The organism is Paenibacillus sp. Soil522 (assembly GCF_001428245.1).
Classification (GTDB): Bacteria; Bacillota; Bacilli; order Paenibacillales; family Paenibacillaceae; genus Pristimantibacillus.
The window spans coordinates 40,080-58,913 of record NZ_LMRV01000044.1 but is presented as its reverse complement, the minus strand read 5'-3'; the positions used below and the strand labels follow the sequence as shown (position 1 = coordinate 58,913).

The window sequence follows — 18,834 nt, the reverse complement described above, 5'->3', positions numbered from 1 at the left end:
TAACACAAGGAGTAACGAATACTAGGCGGACATGCACGCCAGAAGGAGCAGCAGCCTATGAGAAAATCAATGACAGGCAAGGTCTATATTGTCGGAGCAGGTCCAGGCGACCCAGAGCTTATTACCGTTAAAGCGATGCGACTTATTCAGCAGGCAGACGTTATCTTGTACGATCGGCTCATAAGCAAGGAATTGCTTGGTTATGCCAGCACCCATACGGAACTGGTCTACTGCGGCAAAGCTCCTGGCTCGCATGCCATGCCGCAGCAGCTTATTAATCAAGCGCTCGTGAAGTATGCTCAAGAAGGCAAAACGGTCGTCCGTCTTAAGGGCGGCGATCCGTTCGTCTTCGGAAGAGGCGCTGAAGAAGCGTTGGAGCTGGCTTCATGGGGAATCCCCTATGAGATTGTGCCAGGCATAACCTCAGCAATCGGCGCTGCCGCTTCTGCAGGCATTCCTGTTACACATCGCGAATATGCCGCTTCCTTTGCTTGCGTAACCGGCAGCCGTTGTCATGGCGAGAAGACGCCAATCCGCTGGGATTTGCTTGCGCACAGCGTTGACACATTAGCCATTTACATGGGTGTAAGCGAGCTTCCCGCAATTCGGGAAGAACTGCTAAAGCATGGCAAGGCCGCTTCAACACCGGTAGCATTAATCGAGCGTGGTACAACTACGCGCCAGCGTACAATCGTTGGAACGCTCTCAGATATTCATACGCTTGCCGTCTCGATGAAGCTTGCCAATCCGGCACTCATTATTATTGGAGAAGTCGTCCGCGTACGTGAGCGTTTGATGCTCGCCGAACAACAAGCCGTAACGTTAATTGGATAATCTCTCGGTTACAACACTTATTTTCCTAATCGTTAAAGCAGCAGCGTCCTCCGCTGCCGCCTTAACGATTACCAACACCGCACGGAACTCCTCATCAAGCTTTAAGCCCGGCACCACCCTAATTATTCCCATTTTCTGCACAATCAAAATCGTCATCACAAATGCATAAAGATAGCTTTCCCCTTTTTGCCTGTAATCATTTCATCGCTGTATGCAACCCCCCCTCTTCCATGAAAAAAAGCTAATTGTTCTGTTTTAAACAGCGTCAGCCATCCATTTAACGTATAATAGAGGTTTCAATTCGTTTATGTAAAGGATGCGACTTCACTGAAGAGTAGAGAGCAAGCACCGTTATTTATTTATACCTATGGCTATCGTTTAGAGGAGTCAGAATTATGCCATTTAGAAATGCGCTCGTTTTTTGGCGAGCATACGGAGTCCGGCATCTTGATGAGCGGGATAGCCGTTCATCAAGACCGCAGCCCGTTTATGAGAGAGCGGATCGAGGTGCTGTATCAGGGCGAGCGTCTTGAGGATATTTGGGAGCAAGTGAGGCAAATCGAATTAGCCGATGCGACGTTCAAGGTGATTTTTGTCAAAATGAATGACCTGGCGCCGGAGGATAAAATCGATTTCGACGCCCAGCGCGTTATTGAACGCGAAATAGGTATGTATATTGAAGGAGAAGCCAATGTACGAAATCCTGATCATATATTTGGCATTTTAACCTGGGGCGGACGTTGGTATTTCGGTCATTATATCAAAAGCAATGCCGTCTGGCTTACACATATGCACAAACCACGCAGCTATTCCATTGCATTAAGCACGCGTGTAGCGCGGGCAGCAGCAAATATTGCCGTGCCCAAGTCAGATGGAGTGACAGCGATCGACCCATGCTGCGGCATTGGGACGGTGCTTGTTGAAGCATTATCTATGGGCATCGACATCGCGGGCCGAGACATCAATCCTTTCGTCATTCGCGGAGCGCTTGAAAATTTGGCGCATTTCGAGCTCAAGACAAATGTCGCATGCGGCGATATTGCCGATATCTCAGGCCACTACGATGCTGCGATTTTAGATATGCCTTATAATCACTACTCTCGCACAACGCCGGCGGATCAGCTGTCATTGCTGCAGCATGCTCGCCGAATCGCGAGCAAAGCCGTTATCATCACAGCTGATCCAATCGACGAGCTAATTGCAAGTGCAGGCTTCAACATTTCCGATCGCTGCACCACCAGAAAAGGCAGCTTTATCAGACAAATAATCGTTTGCTCCTAACCTGGATGTCCAATTACTTGAATCCATTGTATGCAAGCCAGGAAGCGCATGCAGCCGTCCACTCTCTCGTATGCTCCTTATCCTCTGCTAAGCCAAGCCCATGGCGGCCCTTCGCGTACACGTGTAGATCAAAGAGTACTTTGTGCTTGCTGAGCGCAGCTGCGAACATCAGGCTGTTCTCGACGGGAACGTCTTCATCATCTGACGTATGCCATAAAAAAGTCGGCGGCGTGTCCCCGGTTACATTCACTTCGCTGCTTAGCTGCTCTGCCTTATCAGGATCCGCATCCTTGCCTAACAAGTTCTTTCTTGAGCCGGCATGCGTGAACGGTTCTTTAAGTGTAATGACTGGATAACATAATACGAGCAAATCCGGACGGCAGGATTCCCGTTCAATGACATCCTCGACATCCTCATTTCCTTTGTCGTAGCTCGTTCCCGCATTCGACGCTAAATGACCGCCGGCAGAGAAGCCAAGCACGCCTATCTTATTTGGATCAATGCGAAAGTGTTCCGCCTTATATCTAACGGTACGAATGGCCCGCTGTACGTCCAGCAGCGCGCATGGGTATGTATAAGGCGCCACCCGGTAGCGTAGAACGAATGCAGAGATACCGAGTCCATTCAGCCACCGGGCTATCGGCTCGCCTTCATGACAGGCTCTAGCGCCATAGGCTCCGCCCGGACATACAATAACCGCGGGACGATCATCTCCTTCAACAAGAAAAGGGGTAATGGCTGGACAGTCCTCATCCTTATTCCCAACCGCATATGGCGCTCCATGCATCCACAATAATTGCTCCGTCACTCCTGAATTCCCCCTTATATTACTGCATTTGAAATGTCATCTTTAACCATTATATAGCTAACGAAATGACCCCGCTATCCAAAATCTATTTATTAAATGACAGAAAGCATGATCTCCTCTCGCCGTATGCTTTTACATAAAAAAGGCTTAAGCCTTAGAGCGCTTAAACCTAGTTTCATTCATTAGTTCACTGCTGCTTCACTTATTGCGGCATGCGGTTATCGCTCCAATGAAGCCAAACACAGCCCCGAGCAGCGAGCCCGCTGCAACCTCACGCGGTAGATGGCCTAGGCTTTCCTTAAGCCGTTCGCGCCGACGTTTATGAAAGATACCTGGATGATCGCCAGCCAGCCTCTCGACATCCTCATCCAAATCATTCACCTGCACCGCAATTTCACCCGCATGCCTGCGAATGTTCATGGCATCATACATAACAATAATGCCAAGCATGGCAGAAATCGCAAACTCCGGCGTCTTTACACCGTATTTGGTAGCCGTATAAACAGCCAGCGCCGTTACTCCGCTCGAATGAGCGCTTGGCATGCCGCCTGATCCGGCCATTTTTCGAACATCCCACTCTCCCGTTTTCGCATAATACAATGGCATCTTAAGCAGCTGCGCTGCTCCAACAGCCGTAAGAGCCGTCACGAGTCCTCTGTTTGCCACAGCAGTTCAACCTCCAGTCATCATTCATTTCTCATTTTGCCCTGCGGCCCGCAAATTCATGTGGATAAAGCCAGTCTGCCGGTTTTCATTTATTTCATATAAATAAACCGCTCGCCGGGGGCGAACATATGGAACTTCTGAGCCGGGTAATGGCGCTGTATGTAATCGACAAAATAAGCCGGGTTCTCGTCATTATGCGGAAATAAACCGTAATGCATCGGTATTAACAGATCGGTATTCATTTGTACCGCTATTTCGACCGCTTCGCGATAGTTACAGTTGCCGACGATGCCCTGCTCGTTGCGAACGAAATCCCGTCCGTTAATAGGCAATAGAGCAATATCGATCTGCCTGCTTTGCAGCCAAGTCACCAGCTCCGGAAATCCTACCGTATCTCCGGCATGATAGAGATGAATACCTTCGAAATTTGCGACGTATCCGAGAAACTTATGCTCGCCGGCTTCATCCTGTTCAAATTGCTCATGCTTGGCGGCAAAAGCCTCAAGCCTTAAGCCGCTTTCCAGCTGGAGCGTCTGTCCGTGGGAGATGCCAATGAGCTGCTCATCGCGGAAGCCCCATTCCTTCATTAAGGGCAGATGGGCTCTCGGCACGACAAAGCGTGTTTTGGCGGATTGCCCGATCGCCTGCAGCGTCAGCTTGTCCATATGATCCTCATGGTGATGCGAGCATATGACATAATCGACATCCAAACAGTCCGATGGCGCAAGCGGCGGTTCGAACGCCCGCGACCACGGCGGGCCGCACAGCTCATAAACCCAGTTCGTCAAATATGGATCGAACAGCACTGTTATCCTCTTCCATTTGACGAGAAACCCCTCTTGCCCGAGTGCCCAAAGCGCCAATGCCTGCTCAGGCAGCTCCGTCCCGGCAATTTGTTTCACTAAAGCTGTCCCGCTGTTGTATACGTTCACGAGTCCAATCACCCTTTTTGCCCGATATTTTGAATGCGCAAATCTTTCGTAAACCACTGTCTGTAGCTTAATAGGCTTAAAATAATGCTCGTAACGGCTGCCGAGCTCGCGAATGCAAACACAATTAAAATTTGGTACCGCACCGCTTCAATCGGATTGGCGCCGGCGATAATCATTCCCGTCATCATCCCTGGAAGCTGAACGAGTCCCACCGTCTTCATTCCGTCAATCGTCGGAATCATGCTCGCTTTAACCGACCGCTTCATGACGTCCTGAATCGCTTGTCTAGCCGTCGCCCCGAGCGAAAGCAGCGTCTCGATCTCGCCTCTCGAGGCATCAACCTCTCTTCTCATTTGATTCAGAAGCAAGCCCGATACAACCATCGCGTTGCCGATCGTCATGCCGCTTATCGGGATAATATACTGGGGCGTTGCTTCAATGATTCGAAATCCGAGCAGCAGCCCCATCATAAGCAGTTCCGTTGATGTAATGGCCACCGCGATTTTCCACATAATGCCGCGGAGCCCTTCGCCCCTTTTTCCCGCATTATAGGACGCGACCGTAATCATCAGCACAAGAATCAGCGAAATAAACAGCGGATTGCTCGTGTTGAAAATAAATTGCAGCACATAGCCGACGAGCAGCAGCTGCAGCGCAGAGCGCACCGTACCTATAGCAATATCCCGCTCCAGACCTAGCTTTTGAAAGACGGACACGAGCATCGTAATCATCACGAATAAAAGCGTAAAGCTGAGTGCTAAGATGCTCATGTCTGCTCCTTTTGGACGGGCGCTTGAATGTAGTTTCTTGCCAGCTCAGTTGCCGGCTGTTCAAAAAAAGAAGCGGTTGCGCTGTTTTCCAGCAACGTCCCCTCGCCCATAAACCATACCGTCTTGCTCATTTGCCGCGCCTGTACGATATCATGCGTGACCCAAATCATCGTCGTTCCTTCTTGATGATGCCATTCCTCAAGCACTTGTTCAACCATTTCCTTGCTGCCCCGGTCAAGTGAGGCCGTAATTTCATCGAGCAGGAGCACCTCGGGATGAAGCAGTAAAGAACGAAGCAGCGATACCCGCTGCTTTTCCCCTCCCGATAACTGGTCTGCGTTTTTGCCCATGTCCAAATGATCCAGCCCCAGCCGCGGCAGCAAATGCTGTACGAGCTTAACGTCGTACGGAATCCGGTGCAGCTGGCTGACCGTCTTCAAGTTTTGTTCGATGCTGCCGTGCAGCATGACCGACTGCTGCGCGACATAGCAAACCTTCATTCGCCATGACCTTGGATCCGTCTCGCGCTGTGAAACGTTATGTAATCGGACATCTCCCTCATATATGTTATCCAAAGCGGCAAGCATACGGAGCAGCGTGCTCTTCCCTTGACCGGAGACGCCGAGCAAAGCAATAATTGCCGGCTCTGCAATATCGGCCGATACATTCGCGAACAGAGGTCCGCTTTCTAAGGAATTGCGATTTTTTCGCAATTGCTGCAGCTGTAAAATAGGTTTCAAGAATTGGCCCTCCCTTCTGCTTTCCTTTCATTATAGCTTTAATGCTGCCGATCAAAAAAGATCGTCATCGTGATTAACGATTAGCGCTGCGCCCTATGATTAGAATTGCCTGACCGGATACAAAAAAAGCTGACGGCCGCCGCCGCGGTTGCGGAAGCAGGCCATCAGTCTTATCGTTTGCTGCATCATCCAGCTGCTAGTGCTGCGCCATTAGCAGCTGCTGATACACCTTGCCGCCGGCAAGCAGCTCTTCATGCGTGCCGGTTTCCGCTAATGCTCCCTGATCCATAACGAATATAATGTCGGCATTCTCGATCGTGGAAAGGCGGTGCGCGATCATAATCGTCGTCCGTCCTTCCCTTCTTGCCTCCAGCGCGGCCAGCAGCTGGCGCTCCGTCTCCAGATCAAGCGCTGACGTCGCTTCATCCAGCACCAAAATTTCCGGATCGCTGACGATAGCCCGCGCGATTGCAATGCGCTGGCGTTGTCCGCCGGACAGCTTAATGCCTCTCTCGCCGATATTCGTATCGTAGCCCTCCGGCAGCGCCACGATAAAATCATGGATTTGCGCAATGCGGCAAGCTTCCTCGATGCCGGCTTCCGTTACGCCGTCTCTGCCGAGCATTAAATTTTCGCGTATCGTGTCCGAGAACATATAGGGATCTTGAAAAACGATCGATACCTTATTCGTCCACTGCTCTCGGTTATACTCCTGCGCTTGAATGCCGTTCAGCTTAATCATCCCGAGCGTCGTATCATAGAAACGGACCAGCAGTTGGGCGATTGTCGACTTGCCGCCGCCGCTCGTCCCTACGAAAGCAATCTTCCGGCCTATCGGCAGGTCAGCCGTAAAGCCGCGGATGACTTCCGGAAGCTCCGGCGAATAGCGGAAGCTCGCACAGTTGAACGTTAAGCGCTCGATTCTTTGTTCCATTGTCTGCGTACCCGCGTCAAGCTGCTCCAGCTCCAAAATCCGCTGTACCCTGTCCACATTCGCCAGCTGCGACGACATGGCCATTATAAATTGAAACAGATTATAAAACGAATCCGACAACTGCGTAGAAAACTGAAATAGAATAACGAACGTTCCGATCGACATTTGCTCATGGATAAGCTGCATGCCGCAGTAGCCCAGCACCAGAATGCCTATGCCCCATTTCATCGGATCACTGTAGCGGATTTGCCGGTTAACGAGCCTGCCCTCATTCATCACCTGTTCAAAATATTCTGCGAACATCTTGTTGTAAAGCTTCTCTTCCCACTTCAGCCGGTGATACGCGACAACTTCGCGCGTAGACGCGACGCCTTCCTCGATTTGGATGAGCAAGGCGGTACGCTTCTCGGCCACCTGCCTTGCCTGCGCCTTCAGCTTAGGCGTGAAGTAATAACCGATCAGCACATAAATGATGCAAAGACCCACGATCATGAGCAGCAAAATGGGACTTGCGAAGCCAATAATCGTCATCAGGATGCATAGGTTCAGCGTCTCCTGAATGCCGCGCGGAATTTGCCAACCCATCACGCTCGCCGAGATGAACAGATCCTGCGTGAACGTATATACGTATTTGCCGGTACGCTCATTTTGAAACCGCTCGACGGGAATGCCTTCGATCCGCTTCAGCATGCGGGAGAGCAAGGAGCGGCTGACCGCAAATTCATTGCGGACAAGGCTGCGGCTCGTCATCGTAAACATGAGTGAATAGATAATGCCCGCAAGCGCGAATACGCCGATTACGACCGGCAACAGCTCATACTTCCCTTTGCTGAACACGTCATCGATTAATATTTTTTGCACATAAACGAGCGTGTAGTTGGACACCGACTCCAGCGCAAGATAGAGCAGCACAATCAAATAAGTGCCCTTCAGCATAATCGAATTCGACCAAAAGATTTTAAGATACTTCATGCGCCATTCTCCCCTCCGCCGCTTCCGGCTGGCCGATTTCCAGCTCATATAAGAGACCTTTGCGTGCGATAAGCTCCTCATAGCTTCCTGCTTCCGCGACGCGGCCTTCATGAATGACTACGATTTTGTCAAAATGCTTTACCGTTGACAGCCGGTGCGCGATCGCGATCGTCGTCCGGTTCACGAGCACCTCGTCAAGGGCGCGCTGCACCTCGTATTCACTCACATTGTCGAGCGAAGAGGTTGCCTCATCGAGCAAAATAACAGCCGGCTGCTTCACGAACATCCGCGCTATCGATATGCGCTGCTTCTGTCCGCCGGACAGCTTCATCCCCCGCTCGCCGACGAGCGTGTCGTAGCCTTCCGGCAATTGCATGATGAAATCATGCGCGTAAGCCGCTTTCGCAGCTGCGACTACCTCTTCATCACTTGCCTCCGGCTTGCCGAAGCGAATGTTTTCTTTGACCGAGGAGCCGAACAAATAAGTCTCTTGAAACACGTAGCCGATCGACTCCCGCAGCCGCTCCAGCGTCATTTGCTGAATGGGTACGCCATCGAGCTTGATGCTGCCGGAGGTCGGATCGTAAAACCGTCCGATCATTTTAAACATCGTCGTTTTGCCGTTGCCGCTGGCTCCCACAAATGCGGTCTTCTCGCCGGGCTTAATGGTCAGTGAGAAGCCGTTAATGACGGGAGGCTGCTCGGGATATTGAAAGTAAACATCCTCGAAAACAAGTCCGCCGCGCACCTCGTCAAGAGCAACCGGATCGGCGGGATCATCGACTTCAACGGGCTTGTGCATGAACCGAAACAGCGGAATCGTCTGGTGGATGATGAGCTTCTGCTCGGTTAGCTGTGTGACGAGCAAGGTGAGACGGAACATCGTCGTCATATACAATAGGGTGAAAGCGATAAAGCCTCCGAGCGTAATCCAATTATTTTGCAAGGAGTAGTAGCCGGCAATAAACAGGGCAATCGCCCCCAAATAAAACGTAAAACGCCGAAAGCTTCCTCTCCCGAAGCTGTAAGTTGCGCTAAGCAAATAATAATGGGACCAGTTTTTATGCTTTCCGAGCGTTCGCTCATGGTACCAGGGCTGCGAGCCAAAGGCGCGGAATTCACGCAAGCCGGAAATGCTTTCGTAGACCGCTTGGTTATAGGCAATGCGCGACTGGCCCGATTGCCGTCCGTAGAGCGCCGCTTTCCGCTCAAAGTAAGGCCCGAATAAATAATAAAGCGCGAAAGTCGGCAGCATGATCAGACATAACCAGCCGCTAATGCTAAGAAGCAGGACGATCGCTACCGTAATGAAAAGTAAGTTATCGATGACGCTCGGCAGGACGTTGCGGTATATTTTCTGAACGGATGTGACCTCGGAGTTGAACATCGACAGCGTCTCCCCCGCCGGATGCCGTTCGTAGTGAGCGAAGCCAAGCTTGCGCAAATGCTTGAAGATTGCGGTTTGCATATCGCGCGAGGCGAGCTCCCCTATCGTCCGCTGCAGCAGGTTGCGATAGTTTTTGGCGATGAGCATTAGTAAATTGATGATTGTAAGCGCTGCTAAAATAACGATAAAAAGTGACGTATCCTTGTTGACCACGATATGATCAATAACATATTGGATCATTTTGGGCGTTAACGTCTCCCCGGCTACCGCTATTGTGCCGCAAGCCGCAAGTGCCGCTATTTGCTTCTTGTAGGGCAGCAAAAACGTAAGCGCCCACACATAGGAGCGCTTCGATTCGTCAAGCTCAAGCTTCTGCTTCGCTTTGTCCGCCTGCTTCCGGGATCGATCCTTCCCTTTTGGCGTCTCCCTGCCATCTTCCGCCCGCTCCTCTGTTATGTCCATCGTCATTCCCCCCCTTGTTCCTTCTTTAACTCTCTTCGCACAGCCTAATATTTGGCAGTTAGGTTTTCAATCATAATTCCGGCCAAATCTTTTGTCAACGTACTAATTGAGTATAAAAGTTTTTTACCATACCGCTGCTAAGCGGATAGACGAATTAACGCATAGAAAGCCCGACTAAAGGCTGGAATGCCTTTTGGCCGGACTTTCTATAATCGTTCAGATGACCCCGTCTATAATTCCACCATCGCTTTAATAACCTTCGATTCAGGCTTCAGCCAGCTATCGAAATGGCCGATCATTTCCGCAAACGGTACCCGATGCGTAATGAAGCTGTCCACATCGATGCTGCCGCTCTGAACTGCCTCCTGTACGGCAGCGAAATCCTCCAGCGTCGCGTTGCGGCTGCCCATTAATGTCATTTCCCGCTTGTGAAACTCCGGATCGCTGAAGGAAAGCTCCGCCTTGACGAGGCCGACGTAGACAAGCTTGCCGCCATGCGCGACAAGACCAAACGCATCGGTCATCGACCGGGCATTGCCGGTAGCGTCGAATACGGCCGTCGGAAACTCCCCGCCCGTTAATTCGGCCAGCCGCTCCTTAGCTCCCTGCAGCGCATTTACTGTCTCATCGACCTTCGCCCATTGCCTGCAGAACGCCAGCCGCTCCTCCTGAATGTCCATCGCGATAACACGTGCTCCGCGATGCTTCGCGAAAGCCATAACGCCAAGCCCGATTGGCCCCGAGCCAATGACAAGCGCCGTTTCTCCGGCCCCAAGCCCGGAGCGGCGAACCGCATGCGCTCCGATACTGAGCGGCTCCAGCACCGCTGCCTGATCGAGCGTCAGCTCATTCGTTACGAGCAAATGCGTGACAGGCACGGCAATTTGCTCCCGCATGCCTCCGTCGATATGAACGCCGAGCACCTTCATATCCGTACAGCAATTCGTTTTCCCGTTGCGGCAAGCAATACATATCCCGCAGTGCATATATGGAATGACACTCACCTGATCGCCCGCCTTGACCCGGCCTTGCGGATCATCAATCTGCTCTACAATTCCTGCCAGCTCATGGCCAAGCACGCGCGGATAATTGAAGAAGGGCTGATTCCCCTTATAAGCATGCAGGTCGGTGCCGCATATGCCGATTCTCCGAATACGAACGATCGCTGTCCCCGGCTGTAAAGCCGGTTCCTCCTGCTCCACAAGCCTAAGCTGATCGATTTGCTCACATACGATTGCTCTCACGCTGCAGCTCTCCTTTTATACATTGACATGCGTATTGTATTCTTCTCTGCCGCTTTCCCAGCTCCGGTTGTGAACCTGCGCAAGTATCGCCAGCACCTCCCGCAGCAGCTCCTCGTCAAGCGGCTCGTCTGTCCATTCGATATTTTTACGGATGTTATCCGGGTTAGCCGTACTCACCAGCGTCGTCGGAATCCGCTCGTTTACCGTAGCGAACTGCACCGCCAGCTTGGCGATATCTTCCCCTTTGGCCGCGCAGTGCTCGGCCGCTTTCCTACATGCAGCGCGAATGTCTGCGCCAGCGGGATGCCAGTCTGCCAGCGGGCGGTTACCCAGCAAGCCCATCGATAGCGGAGATGCGCTGATCAACCCGACCTGCTTCTGCTCGAGCAGCGGGACAATGTCCAGCAAGGATGTATCATTCAGCGAGTAGTGGCAATAAGAGAGCACAGCATCCAGCTCCGTATGGGCAAGCGATTTCTCGAACACAGCGAGAGGTAGACCCGATACGCCTGAGAACCGGATTTTGCCTTGCTGCTTTAGCTTATCGAGAGCAAGAAATGCTCCCTCCGCAACCTGCTCGAACGCCACAAACTCAATATCATGCAAAAACAAAATGTCGATATAGTCCGTCTGCAGCCTCTGCAAGCTCTCATCCACGCTGCTGATGATGCGCTTCTCGGAGAAATCGAATTGGTCTGCTCCGTAACGCCCGGCCTTCGTCGTCAATATAAACCGGTCTCTCGCGATCTCCGCGATCGCCTTGCCCAGCACCGTTTCCGCCTTCGTTAAGCCGTAATACGGCGAAACATCGATCAGATTAATGCCCATATCCACTGCAGTATGCACCGTACGCATGCTTTCCGCATCATCCGTCTCCCTGAACACAGACCCGAGCGACGATGCGCCAAAGCTGAGCGCCGACACATCCAATCCCGTCTTGCCAAGCTTCCGATATTTCACCGCTATCCTCTCCTTAAACAATCATTCTGCGCCACCCTGCACTGCCCTACAAAATAACGCCGTCTTTGAAAATCGCGATTTCCTTAAAGCCGTTGCGCTCATTATTCGTCTGCGTCTCGCCTGAAGCAAGGCTGATCAGCTGCTCCCACAGCTCGTCAGTCAGCGTCCCCATGCTTTTGTCTTCAAGCAGCCGGCCTGCATTAAAATCGATCCAGTTCTTCTTGCGCCCGGCCAGCTCGCTGTTCGTCGCGATCTTCACCGTCGGAACCGGTCCGCCGAACGGCGTTCCTCTTCCCGTCGTGAACAGCACGATATGGGCGCCTCCCGCGGACAACGCCGTTACCGATACGAGATCATTGCCCGGCGCCTCCAGCAGGTTAAGCCCGCTGCTCGTAATACGCTCCCCGTATGGCACAACATCCTGCACGACCGCATGGCCGCCCTTCTGCGTGCAGCCGAGCGATTTCTCCTCCAGCGTGCTGATGCCGCCTGCTTTATTGCCGGGAGACGGGTTCTCATAAATCTCTTGATCATGCTTTATGAAATATTGCTTGAAATCATTAATCAAATGCACGATTTTACCGAAAACCCTCTCGTCGGCGGCACGGTTCATCAGAATCGTCTCCGCCCCGAACATCTCCGGCACCTCGGTCAAAATCGCCGTTCCGCCCGCTTCTATCAAGCGGTCGGATACGGCGCCTACGAGCGGATTCGCCGTTATGCCCGATAAGCCGTCCGAGCCGCCGCATTTCAGACCAAGCTTCAGCTTCGACACCGGCACCGGCTCGCGCTTAAAGTGCTCGGCATAGCGGACAAGCTCTTCAACGAGCTCCAGCGCCTCCTCGATCTCGTCCTCCGCCTCCTGCGACTTCAGAAACTTCACCCGCTCCGGGCTATGCTCGCCGATCGCCCGCTTGAACGCATCGATCTGATTATTCTCGCAGCCAAGGCCGATGACGAGCACGCCTGCCGCGTTCGGATGATTCACGAGCGAGGCCAGCAGCTTCTGCGTATGCACCAGATCATCGCCAAGCTGCGAGCAGCCGAACGGATGCGCAAAATGATACACGCCATCAACGCGTCCTTCATAGAGCGCATGCGCCTTTCTAGCTACAATCTCGCAGGTTTTGTTAATGCAGCCTACCGTGTTTATAATCCAAATTTCGTTGCGGATGCCAACCTCGCCATTTTCGCGAATGAAGCCTTGGAAGGTACGGCCCGCATCAGGCGACTGTGCCTTGACCTGATCCTGCGCGGCAGGCTCATAAGAATAATCGAGAAAGCCCTTCAAGCCTGTTCCCATGTTATGCGTATGCACCCAGCTGCCGGGCTCGATATCTTCCTTCGCCACCCCGATGGAATAACCAAACTTCAGCACATGCTCGCCCTTACGGACAGCGTGCGTAAGCACCTTATGCCCCTTCGGCACCTCATCCAGCAGTGTGAGCGCATATCCCCCCTCAAGCGACAGCTGATCCCCTTTGGCAAAAGGCTGCAGCGCGATTACAACATGATCATCCTCATGCAATCTAACCCAGCTATTCATTGGCATACCGCTCCATTTCCGCTATTTTCGCGCTTGCCGCAGCCGCTAATTCCGGCCATTCAGCCGCCAAATCGCGCCCCCAGACGCTCTCCAGGCTTAGCAGCTCCGCAGTCGTCTGCTCCAGAGACCACTGCTTCTCTTCCGCTTCCGACCATACCGCCGCAATCGTCTCCAGCATGGCAGCATCGTCACGTACCGTATAGAGAGCGCCGCTCAGCGTCTTCCCTTCAAAGCCCGCTTCCGTCCGCTTCACCTTGTAATACCGCAGCAAGCCCGCAAACCCTTGTACAAGCCCGCTTGGCACCGCACTGCCGCAAGCCGCATAATGAAGCAGGGAAGGCAGCAGCCGCACCTTGAATTTACTGAGGCTGTTCATCGCAATATCAGCCAGCCTGTGACGGATGAACGGGTTCAAAAACCGTTCGTACACATCCCCCGCGTAAGCCTGAAGCTCGTCCTCTGCAATCGAAAGCGAAGGGATAATTTCCGTCTCCACCGCAGATCGCACCAGCGGTCCAAGCACTGGATGCTCCATCGCCTCCCGCACCTGCTCGATGCCATGCAGCAATCCGAGCGGCGTCATGAGCGTATGCGCTCCGTTCAGTATGCGCACCTTTCTTAGCTGGAAAGGCTTCAAATCCTCCACCCAATGTACATTTAGACCGGTCCTGCGCAGCGGCAGCAGCTTCTCGAGCTCCGGCTCCGCCTCAATTGCCCATAGATGATAAGGCTCCGCCGTGCTCAGCATCGGATCGGAATAGCCCCATTCGCTAAACCATGCCTCAGCCTGCGCTTCGTCCGGATAGCCCGTCACAATACGATCCACAAGCGAATTCAAAAACCGGTTATGCCTAGCGACCCAATGCTTGAATGCCTCCGGATAACCCCAATCGTCGCTATAGCGCAGGACACAGCTGCGAAGCTCGTCGCCGTTACGCTCCAGCAGCTCGCAAGGCAAGCAAACTAAGCCACGCTCCGGATCGCCGTTGAAATGATTAAACCTGCGGTAAAGCAGCGCCGTCAGCTTGCCGGGAAACGACTGAATAGGCTGCCCTTCCACGAGCTCCTCCGGCCGGTATACGAGTCCCGCTTCCGTCGTATTGGATACGACGACCTGAAGGTCCTCATGTTCAGCTAAAGCGAGAAAATTTCCCCAGTCGGAGTAAGGGTCAAACACGCTGCCGAACACCGAAATCACTTCCGTCCGCTCGACGCGTTCCCCATTTTCCAAGCCGCGAACGACCAGCGTGTATAGTCCGTCCTGCCTTGCAAGCGCATCGATTTTCGGCTTGCCGCCGGGGCGCGGCTGTGTTACCGCGACGCTGCCCTCGTAAAACCCTTGCTTCCGGCATTCATGAAGCATAAAGTCAAAGAAGCCGCGCAGGAAATTGCCTTCGCCGATCTGCAGCACCGTAATTTTAGCCTGCTTCATTTCCTCGTATATACGCATCTGCTCTTCATTCAATTGTCGGTGATCTAATGTTGTCATACGCGGTAGAACTCCTTCGCATTTAGTCCGAACAGCCGCTCCCGCTCCGAATCCGTCCAAGTTTCCGGCAGAGCCTGCTCAAGCACATTCACGACGTCGTCATAGCTTGCCGCAAGCAAGCTGACCGGCCAGTCGCTGCCGAACATTACCCTCCCGCTTCCGAAAACGTCCAGCACATGCTCGATATATGCCCTGAAATCCGCTGGTTTCCAGCTATTGTGATCCGCCTCTGTCACCATGCCCGAAAGCTTGCAATACAGATTAGGATGGGCGGCGATTCGGCTCATTTGGCTTTTCCAAGGCTCGAGCGCCCCGTCCTTAATGAGCGGCTTCGCGATATGGTCAATGACCGCATGCAAGCCCGGCACTTGATCCAGCAGCCTGACTAAAGGCTCCAGCTGATGCGACATGACCAGTAAATCGACGGGAACGCCCTTCTCCGCAAAAAAAGCGAGCGCTTCCACAAAGCCGGGCGCAAGTATCGCGTTCGCGTCAGGCATTTCCTGAATCATAATGCGGAACCCCGCAAACTTCGGATGCTGCGCAAATCGTTCATAATGCATACGGTAATCAGGGTCTGCAAGATCGAGCCAAGCGACAACGCCAACAATTGAATCTGCGGTTTCGCTTAATGCCAGCAAATAATCGGTTTCAGCAAGCGTCGGCGCCGCCTGTATAACAATCGATCCATCCAGCTTATGTTTATTTAAATGAGGCTCCAAATGCTCCGGCAAAAAATCGCGGTACAGCACTGGAATATCCGGCGTTAACCAGCCGTAGTCCCCCCGCTCTATGCTCCAATAATGCTGATGCGCATCCAATCTCATCTCTTCCGCCTCTTTTCTAGCAGATTACAATTCCCCCTTTATTATAAATAACAATATCGATGTCTTAAATAATCAATTATCGCATATTTGTACTCTTTTTTGATATTTGCTACAATCAGGACGACAAACCATCCGAATGAGGTGAAGCCTGTGAATCCGTATCGCAAAAGGTTCGATGCCCTGACCCCGTTTCCGTTCGAATGCGTCTACCGGGATTCGAAAAGTGCGCAGAACGAGCTGCCCGACCATTTTCACGATTGGTATGAGATGGTCTACATTTATAGCGGCAAAGGCACTTTTTTTATCGATCAGACGTTTTATGATGCCGTCCCCGGTGACGTATTCATGATTCCCGGCAACACCATTCACCGCTCCTTCCCTGACCCGGATGACCCGAAGACATCGACCGCGCTGTTCTTTAACGCTTCGCTCGTTCACAGCCCGCCGCTTGGTGATTCATTCTCTTATTTACGCTGCTTCGAGCAGGCCAAACGCCACAAAGCCTATAAGCTGCCTGCTGCGGCTGCGGCCGATAAACAGCAAATCATCGCTTTGATTGACCGCATACATGCGGAGGAAACGGACAAGCTGCCGGGCTACCGCCTGGCCGTCCTTCTTCACCTGCAGCAAATTTTACTGCTCCTCGGCCGGACCCTTAACCCATCGGAAGAAGGACAAGCGGTATCGTCATCGGCTCCGAGCTGGATGAGAGCCATTTTGGCCTATATTGACGAGCATCCAGCCAGCCCCCTCGGCCTGTCACAGCTTGCTAAGCGAGCATCTGTAACCCCTGCCCACTTCTCCCGCGTCTTCAAAAAGCTAACCGGGATGAACGTCACGGAATACGTGACGACCAAACGAATTATCCGCGCCAAGGAGCTGCTTGTGGAGAGCGATGCCAATATCGCCGACATTGCCGAGCGGTGCGGCTTCGAAAGCCTTCCGCATTTCCACCGTATGTTCAAGAAACTAACCGGTATGACTCCCTCGCATTACAAAAAGAGCGAATAACTAATAGATTTGAAGGTTATTATTAGCGGTACAGCCTGTCTGCTTCTCTCATGTATTATCTAGCAAAGACAATTTTGCTGGCAGGGGAGGTACACCTATGGTTCGTTCGAATGTCAAAGCCTTTAAGTATCGCGTAGGAAAATACAAATACCTCATCATTAATATCTTTCAATCTTCCGAAGCAAGCGCCCAGCATGGCAACGTGCTGGCAAGCAACGCAGCTACCGTGCAAATTTTCAAGAGAGGCAAGCGTAAACGGCTGACGCCGTCTTTGCGGCAAAAGCTCGTTTCGCGGTGAAATATAAGCATCGTATAAGGTTCAAATTTATACTTTCTTATATTTCAAGAAAAGCTAGCTAACCCTCTAATACGGCTTCGTTCCGCAGAACGCTTGAAGGGGGGTGATGAAATGTCACGTAAACATTCCAAACTAGGCAACTCGGTCAAAAAGGACAACGGTAAAACCTTCGTCAACGTAAAACAAAGCGCTAACGCAATGATCAACCAAGGCGGCAATGCATTTGCCATTAACGCAACTGAAGTAGGCGTCGTCCGCATTCGCCCCGGTCAACAGTAAAATATAGATAGCGGTGCCAACGCAGCAGATTATTCTAAACCGGTGCAGTAAACGGAGGGGCTTCTGGCAAGATCACTGATCTTACCGGAAGCCCCTCCTACTTAAGAATATTGGGGAGAATAGAGCAAGATATTTTCTCTATTTCTGCTGTTTGAGTTAGTTTGGGGCAAATAGAGAAAAAAATTTACTCAATTTCGTCTGAAATGGCGCGTCAGTCTCCGGTTGGCGGGGGGACGGCATCGTCTGTTACGCCCCAAACAGCCGCATTAGCAATATGCCGGCGAACGCGAGCGATATGCCGGTAATCTCCGCCTTTGTGAACTTTTCCTTTACGACAAAGCGCGTGTAGAGGAGCACGATCAGTACGTTCAGTGCAGTGACTGCGGATACGAGGCCAGCTTTGCCAAGATCGAAGGCCGTTATAATCAGCATCATGCCGACTGCATTTGTCGTACCGACGGCCAGACCGACGAGAAATGTTCGTTTGTCGCTCCACATCGATGTATTTGGTGCCGCGAAGCGGTTAGAAGCATGCTGCGATACGCGCACCTCGCCACCTGCAGCGCTTAAGCTTTGAAGCGAGCGCGCCTGCTTGCCCCGCTCGCTTTGCAAATCACGCAGCCACCATATTCCGAAGCAGGCAGCTCCCGTCACAAACATAAAAAACATCGTAGGGAACAAATCCGCCTCCATCATGGTCGACCACTTGCCCGACAAATCATTTGCCGCAAACAGCAGCATCGCCAGCACTCCCCACTGCGCTCCCTGCAAATTCCGAAGCGAGATGTCATTAGACATCCGAACCAGCAGCACGCCGCCTACAATAACGACGAATGCGATGAGCTGCATCGCATGAAGCTTCTCGCGCCAAAGACCAAAAGCAACAATGACCACAACAACCGACGGCAGCGCCGTCAAGATCGCCACCAGCGATGCCTTGCCTACCGCAAAGCCTTTAAACATGCTCGCATTCGCGCCGAATGAGAACAGCCCCATTTGTATCCCGATTAGCGCCGCCATCGTCCAGCTCGACGAGAAGGCTAGCGCACAAATGCCGTTTATGATCGCACCCATACTAAACGTGCCGCAGAGCAATAAATTACGGTTGAGCGGCTTCTGGCTTGTCCAATGATACAGAATGCCCCGCAAGCCGAAGCAAATGGCAGCGAACACGGAATAAGTAAGCCACATGAGAGCAAGAAGTCCCCTTTCCTTGATCCATCCTGTCCGGACGATAAACATAATAGAACCTATCATATCAAGCCGAACCGATTTTGTCTGTAACAAATCGGGCGTACCTGCGCCGCAGTAAACCAGCAAAAATAAAAGTATTGGCTGAAATTGGTGCAAACCTTATAATTACGATAGCGGCGGCTTCGCTGCCTGACATAACG

18 protein-coding genes are annotated in these 18,834 nt (G+C 52.2%); 5 read left to right on the top strand and 13 right to left on the bottom strand.

Annotated features, from left to right (window positions below):
• The first annotated feature begins 69 nt into the window (after positions 1-69).
• Together cobA and ASG81_RS14010 are read left to right on the top strand one after the other, a co-directional pair.
• A complete protein-coding gene (cobA, locus tag ASG81_RS14015; RefSeq protein WP_056635667.1) occupies positions 70-834 on the top strand; it encodes a uroporphyrinogen-III C-methyltransferase in 765 nt (254 codons plus the stop codon).
• Between the two features lie 327 nt (positions 835-1,161).
• Entirely contained in the window at positions 1,162-2,115 is a 954-nt protein-coding gene (locus tag ASG81_RS14010) for a TRM11 family SAM-dependent methyltransferase (protein WP_081417338.1), read from the top strand.
• Between the two features lie 13 nt (positions 2,116-2,128).
• Here ASG81_RS14010 and ASG81_RS14005 read toward each other — a convergent pair whose 3' ends face one another.
• From ASG81_RS14005 to ASG81_RS13950, 12 genes are all read right to left on the bottom strand, one after another.
• Entirely contained in the window at positions 2,129-2,902 is a 774-nt protein-coding gene (locus tag ASG81_RS14005) for an alpha/beta hydrolase (protein ID WP_056635665.1), read from the bottom strand.
• 219 nt (positions 2,903-3,121) lie between these two features.
• Positions 3,122-3,589: a divergent PAP2 family protein gene (locus ASG81_RS14000; protein WP_081417337.1), complete on the bottom strand. Its 468-nt coding sequence runs from the start codon at positions 3,587-3,589 to the stop codon at positions 3,122-3,124.
• A gap of 89 nt (positions 3,590-3,678) precedes the next feature.
• The gene (locus ASG81_RS13995) at positions 3,679-4,521 is read right to left on the bottom strand and encodes an MBL fold metallo-hydrolase (protein ID WP_056635018.1); all 843 of its coding nucleotides are present in this window, start codon (positions 4,519-4,521) and stop codon (positions 3,679-3,681) included.
• 8 nt (positions 4,522-4,529) lie between these two features.
• The gene (locus ASG81_RS13990) at positions 4,530-5,291 is read right to left on the bottom strand and encodes an ABC transporter permease (RefSeq protein WP_056635015.1); all 762 of its coding nucleotides are present in this window, start codon (positions 5,289-5,291) and stop codon (positions 4,530-4,532) included.
• On the bottom strand, positions 5,288-6,031 hold the full coding sequence (locus ASG81_RS13985) for an ABC transporter ATP-binding protein (protein WP_155971521.1): 744 nt from the start codon (positions 6,029-6,031) through the stop codon (positions 5,288-5,290). The genes ASG81_RS13990 and ASG81_RS13985 overlap by 4 nt, the downstream gene beginning before the upstream one ends.
• Before the next feature lie 196 nt (positions 6,032-6,227).
• Entirely contained in the window at positions 6,228-7,937 is a 1,710-nt protein-coding gene (locus ASG81_RS13980) for an ABC transporter ATP-binding protein (protein ID WP_056635012.1), read from the bottom strand.
• Positions 7,924-9,786 carry an ABC transporter ATP-binding protein gene (locus ASG81_RS13975; RefSeq protein ID WP_056635009.1) on the bottom strand — a complete coding sequence of 621 codons (1,863 nt, stop codon included), beginning with the start codon at positions 9,784-9,786 and terminating at the stop codon, positions 7,924-7,926. The genes ASG81_RS13980 and ASG81_RS13975 overlap by 14 nt, the downstream gene beginning before the upstream one ends.
• Before the next feature lie 230 nt (positions 9,787-10,016).
• Entirely contained in the window at positions 10,017-11,030 is a 1,014-nt protein-coding gene (locus ASG81_RS13970; protein WP_056635005.1) for a zinc-binding alcohol dehydrogenase family protein, read from the bottom strand.
• A 15-nt stretch (positions 11,031-11,045) separates the two neighbouring features.
• Positions 11,046-11,990, bottom strand: coding sequence for an aldo/keto reductase (locus ASG81_RS13965; RefSeq protein ID WP_056635004.1), 945 nt, complete (start codon positions 11,988-11,990; stop codon positions 11,046-11,048).
• A gap of 46 nt (positions 11,991-12,036) precedes the next feature.
• The gene (locus ASG81_RS13960) at positions 12,037-13,536 is read right to left on the bottom strand and encodes a UxaA family hydrolase (protein ID WP_056635000.1); all 1,500 of its coding nucleotides are present in this window, start codon (positions 13,534-13,536) and stop codon (positions 12,037-12,039) included.
• Entirely contained in the window at positions 13,529-15,025 is a 1,497-nt protein-coding gene (locus tag ASG81_RS13955; RefSeq protein ID WP_056634996.1) for a tagaturonate reductase, read from the bottom strand. Before ASG81_RS13955 ends, ASG81_RS13960 begins: the two co-directional genes overlap by 8 nt.
• Positions 15,022-15,852 carry an amidohydrolase family protein gene (locus ASG81_RS13950; RefSeq protein ID WP_056634992.1) on the bottom strand — a complete coding sequence of 277 codons (831 nt, stop codon included), beginning with the start codon at positions 15,850-15,852 and terminating at the stop codon, positions 15,022-15,024. Before ASG81_RS13950 ends, ASG81_RS13955 begins: the two co-directional genes overlap by 4 nt.
• Before the next feature lie 150 nt (positions 15,853-16,002).
• Here ASG81_RS13950 and ASG81_RS13945 point away from each other — a divergent pair, with 150 nt between their 5' ends.
• The 3 genes from ASG81_RS13945 to ASG81_RS32075 all read left to right on the top strand — a co-directional run bounded on the left by ASG81_RS13945 (position 16,003) and on the right by ASG81_RS32075 (position 17,440).
• Positions 16,003-16,863 carry an AraC family transcriptional regulator gene (locus ASG81_RS13945; protein WP_056634990.1) on the top strand — a complete coding sequence of 287 codons (861 nt, stop codon included), beginning with the start codon at positions 16,003-16,005 and terminating at the stop codon, positions 16,861-16,863.
• A gap of 97 nt (positions 16,864-16,960) precedes the next feature.
• Positions 16,961-17,161 (top strand): hypothetical protein, encoded by a 201-nt coding sequence (locus ASG81_RS13940; RefSeq protein WP_056634987.1) that lies wholly within the window; start codon positions 16,961-16,963, stop codon positions 17,159-17,161.
• 111 nt (positions 17,162-17,272) lie between these two features.
• The gene (locus ASG81_RS32075; RefSeq protein WP_200961507.1) at positions 17,273-17,440 is read left to right on the top strand and encodes a hypothetical protein; all 168 of its coding nucleotides are present in this window, start codon (positions 17,273-17,275) and stop codon (positions 17,438-17,440) included.
• A gap of 246 nt (positions 17,441-17,686) precedes the next feature.
• Here ASG81_RS32075 and ASG81_RS13935 read toward each other — a convergent pair whose 3' ends face one another.
• Positions 17,687-18,727: an EamA family transporter gene (locus ASG81_RS13935; RefSeq protein WP_235548869.1), complete on the bottom strand. Its 1,041-nt coding sequence runs from the start codon at positions 18,725-18,727 to the stop codon at positions 17,687-17,689.
• Positions 18,728-18,834: the final 107 nt, after the last annotated feature.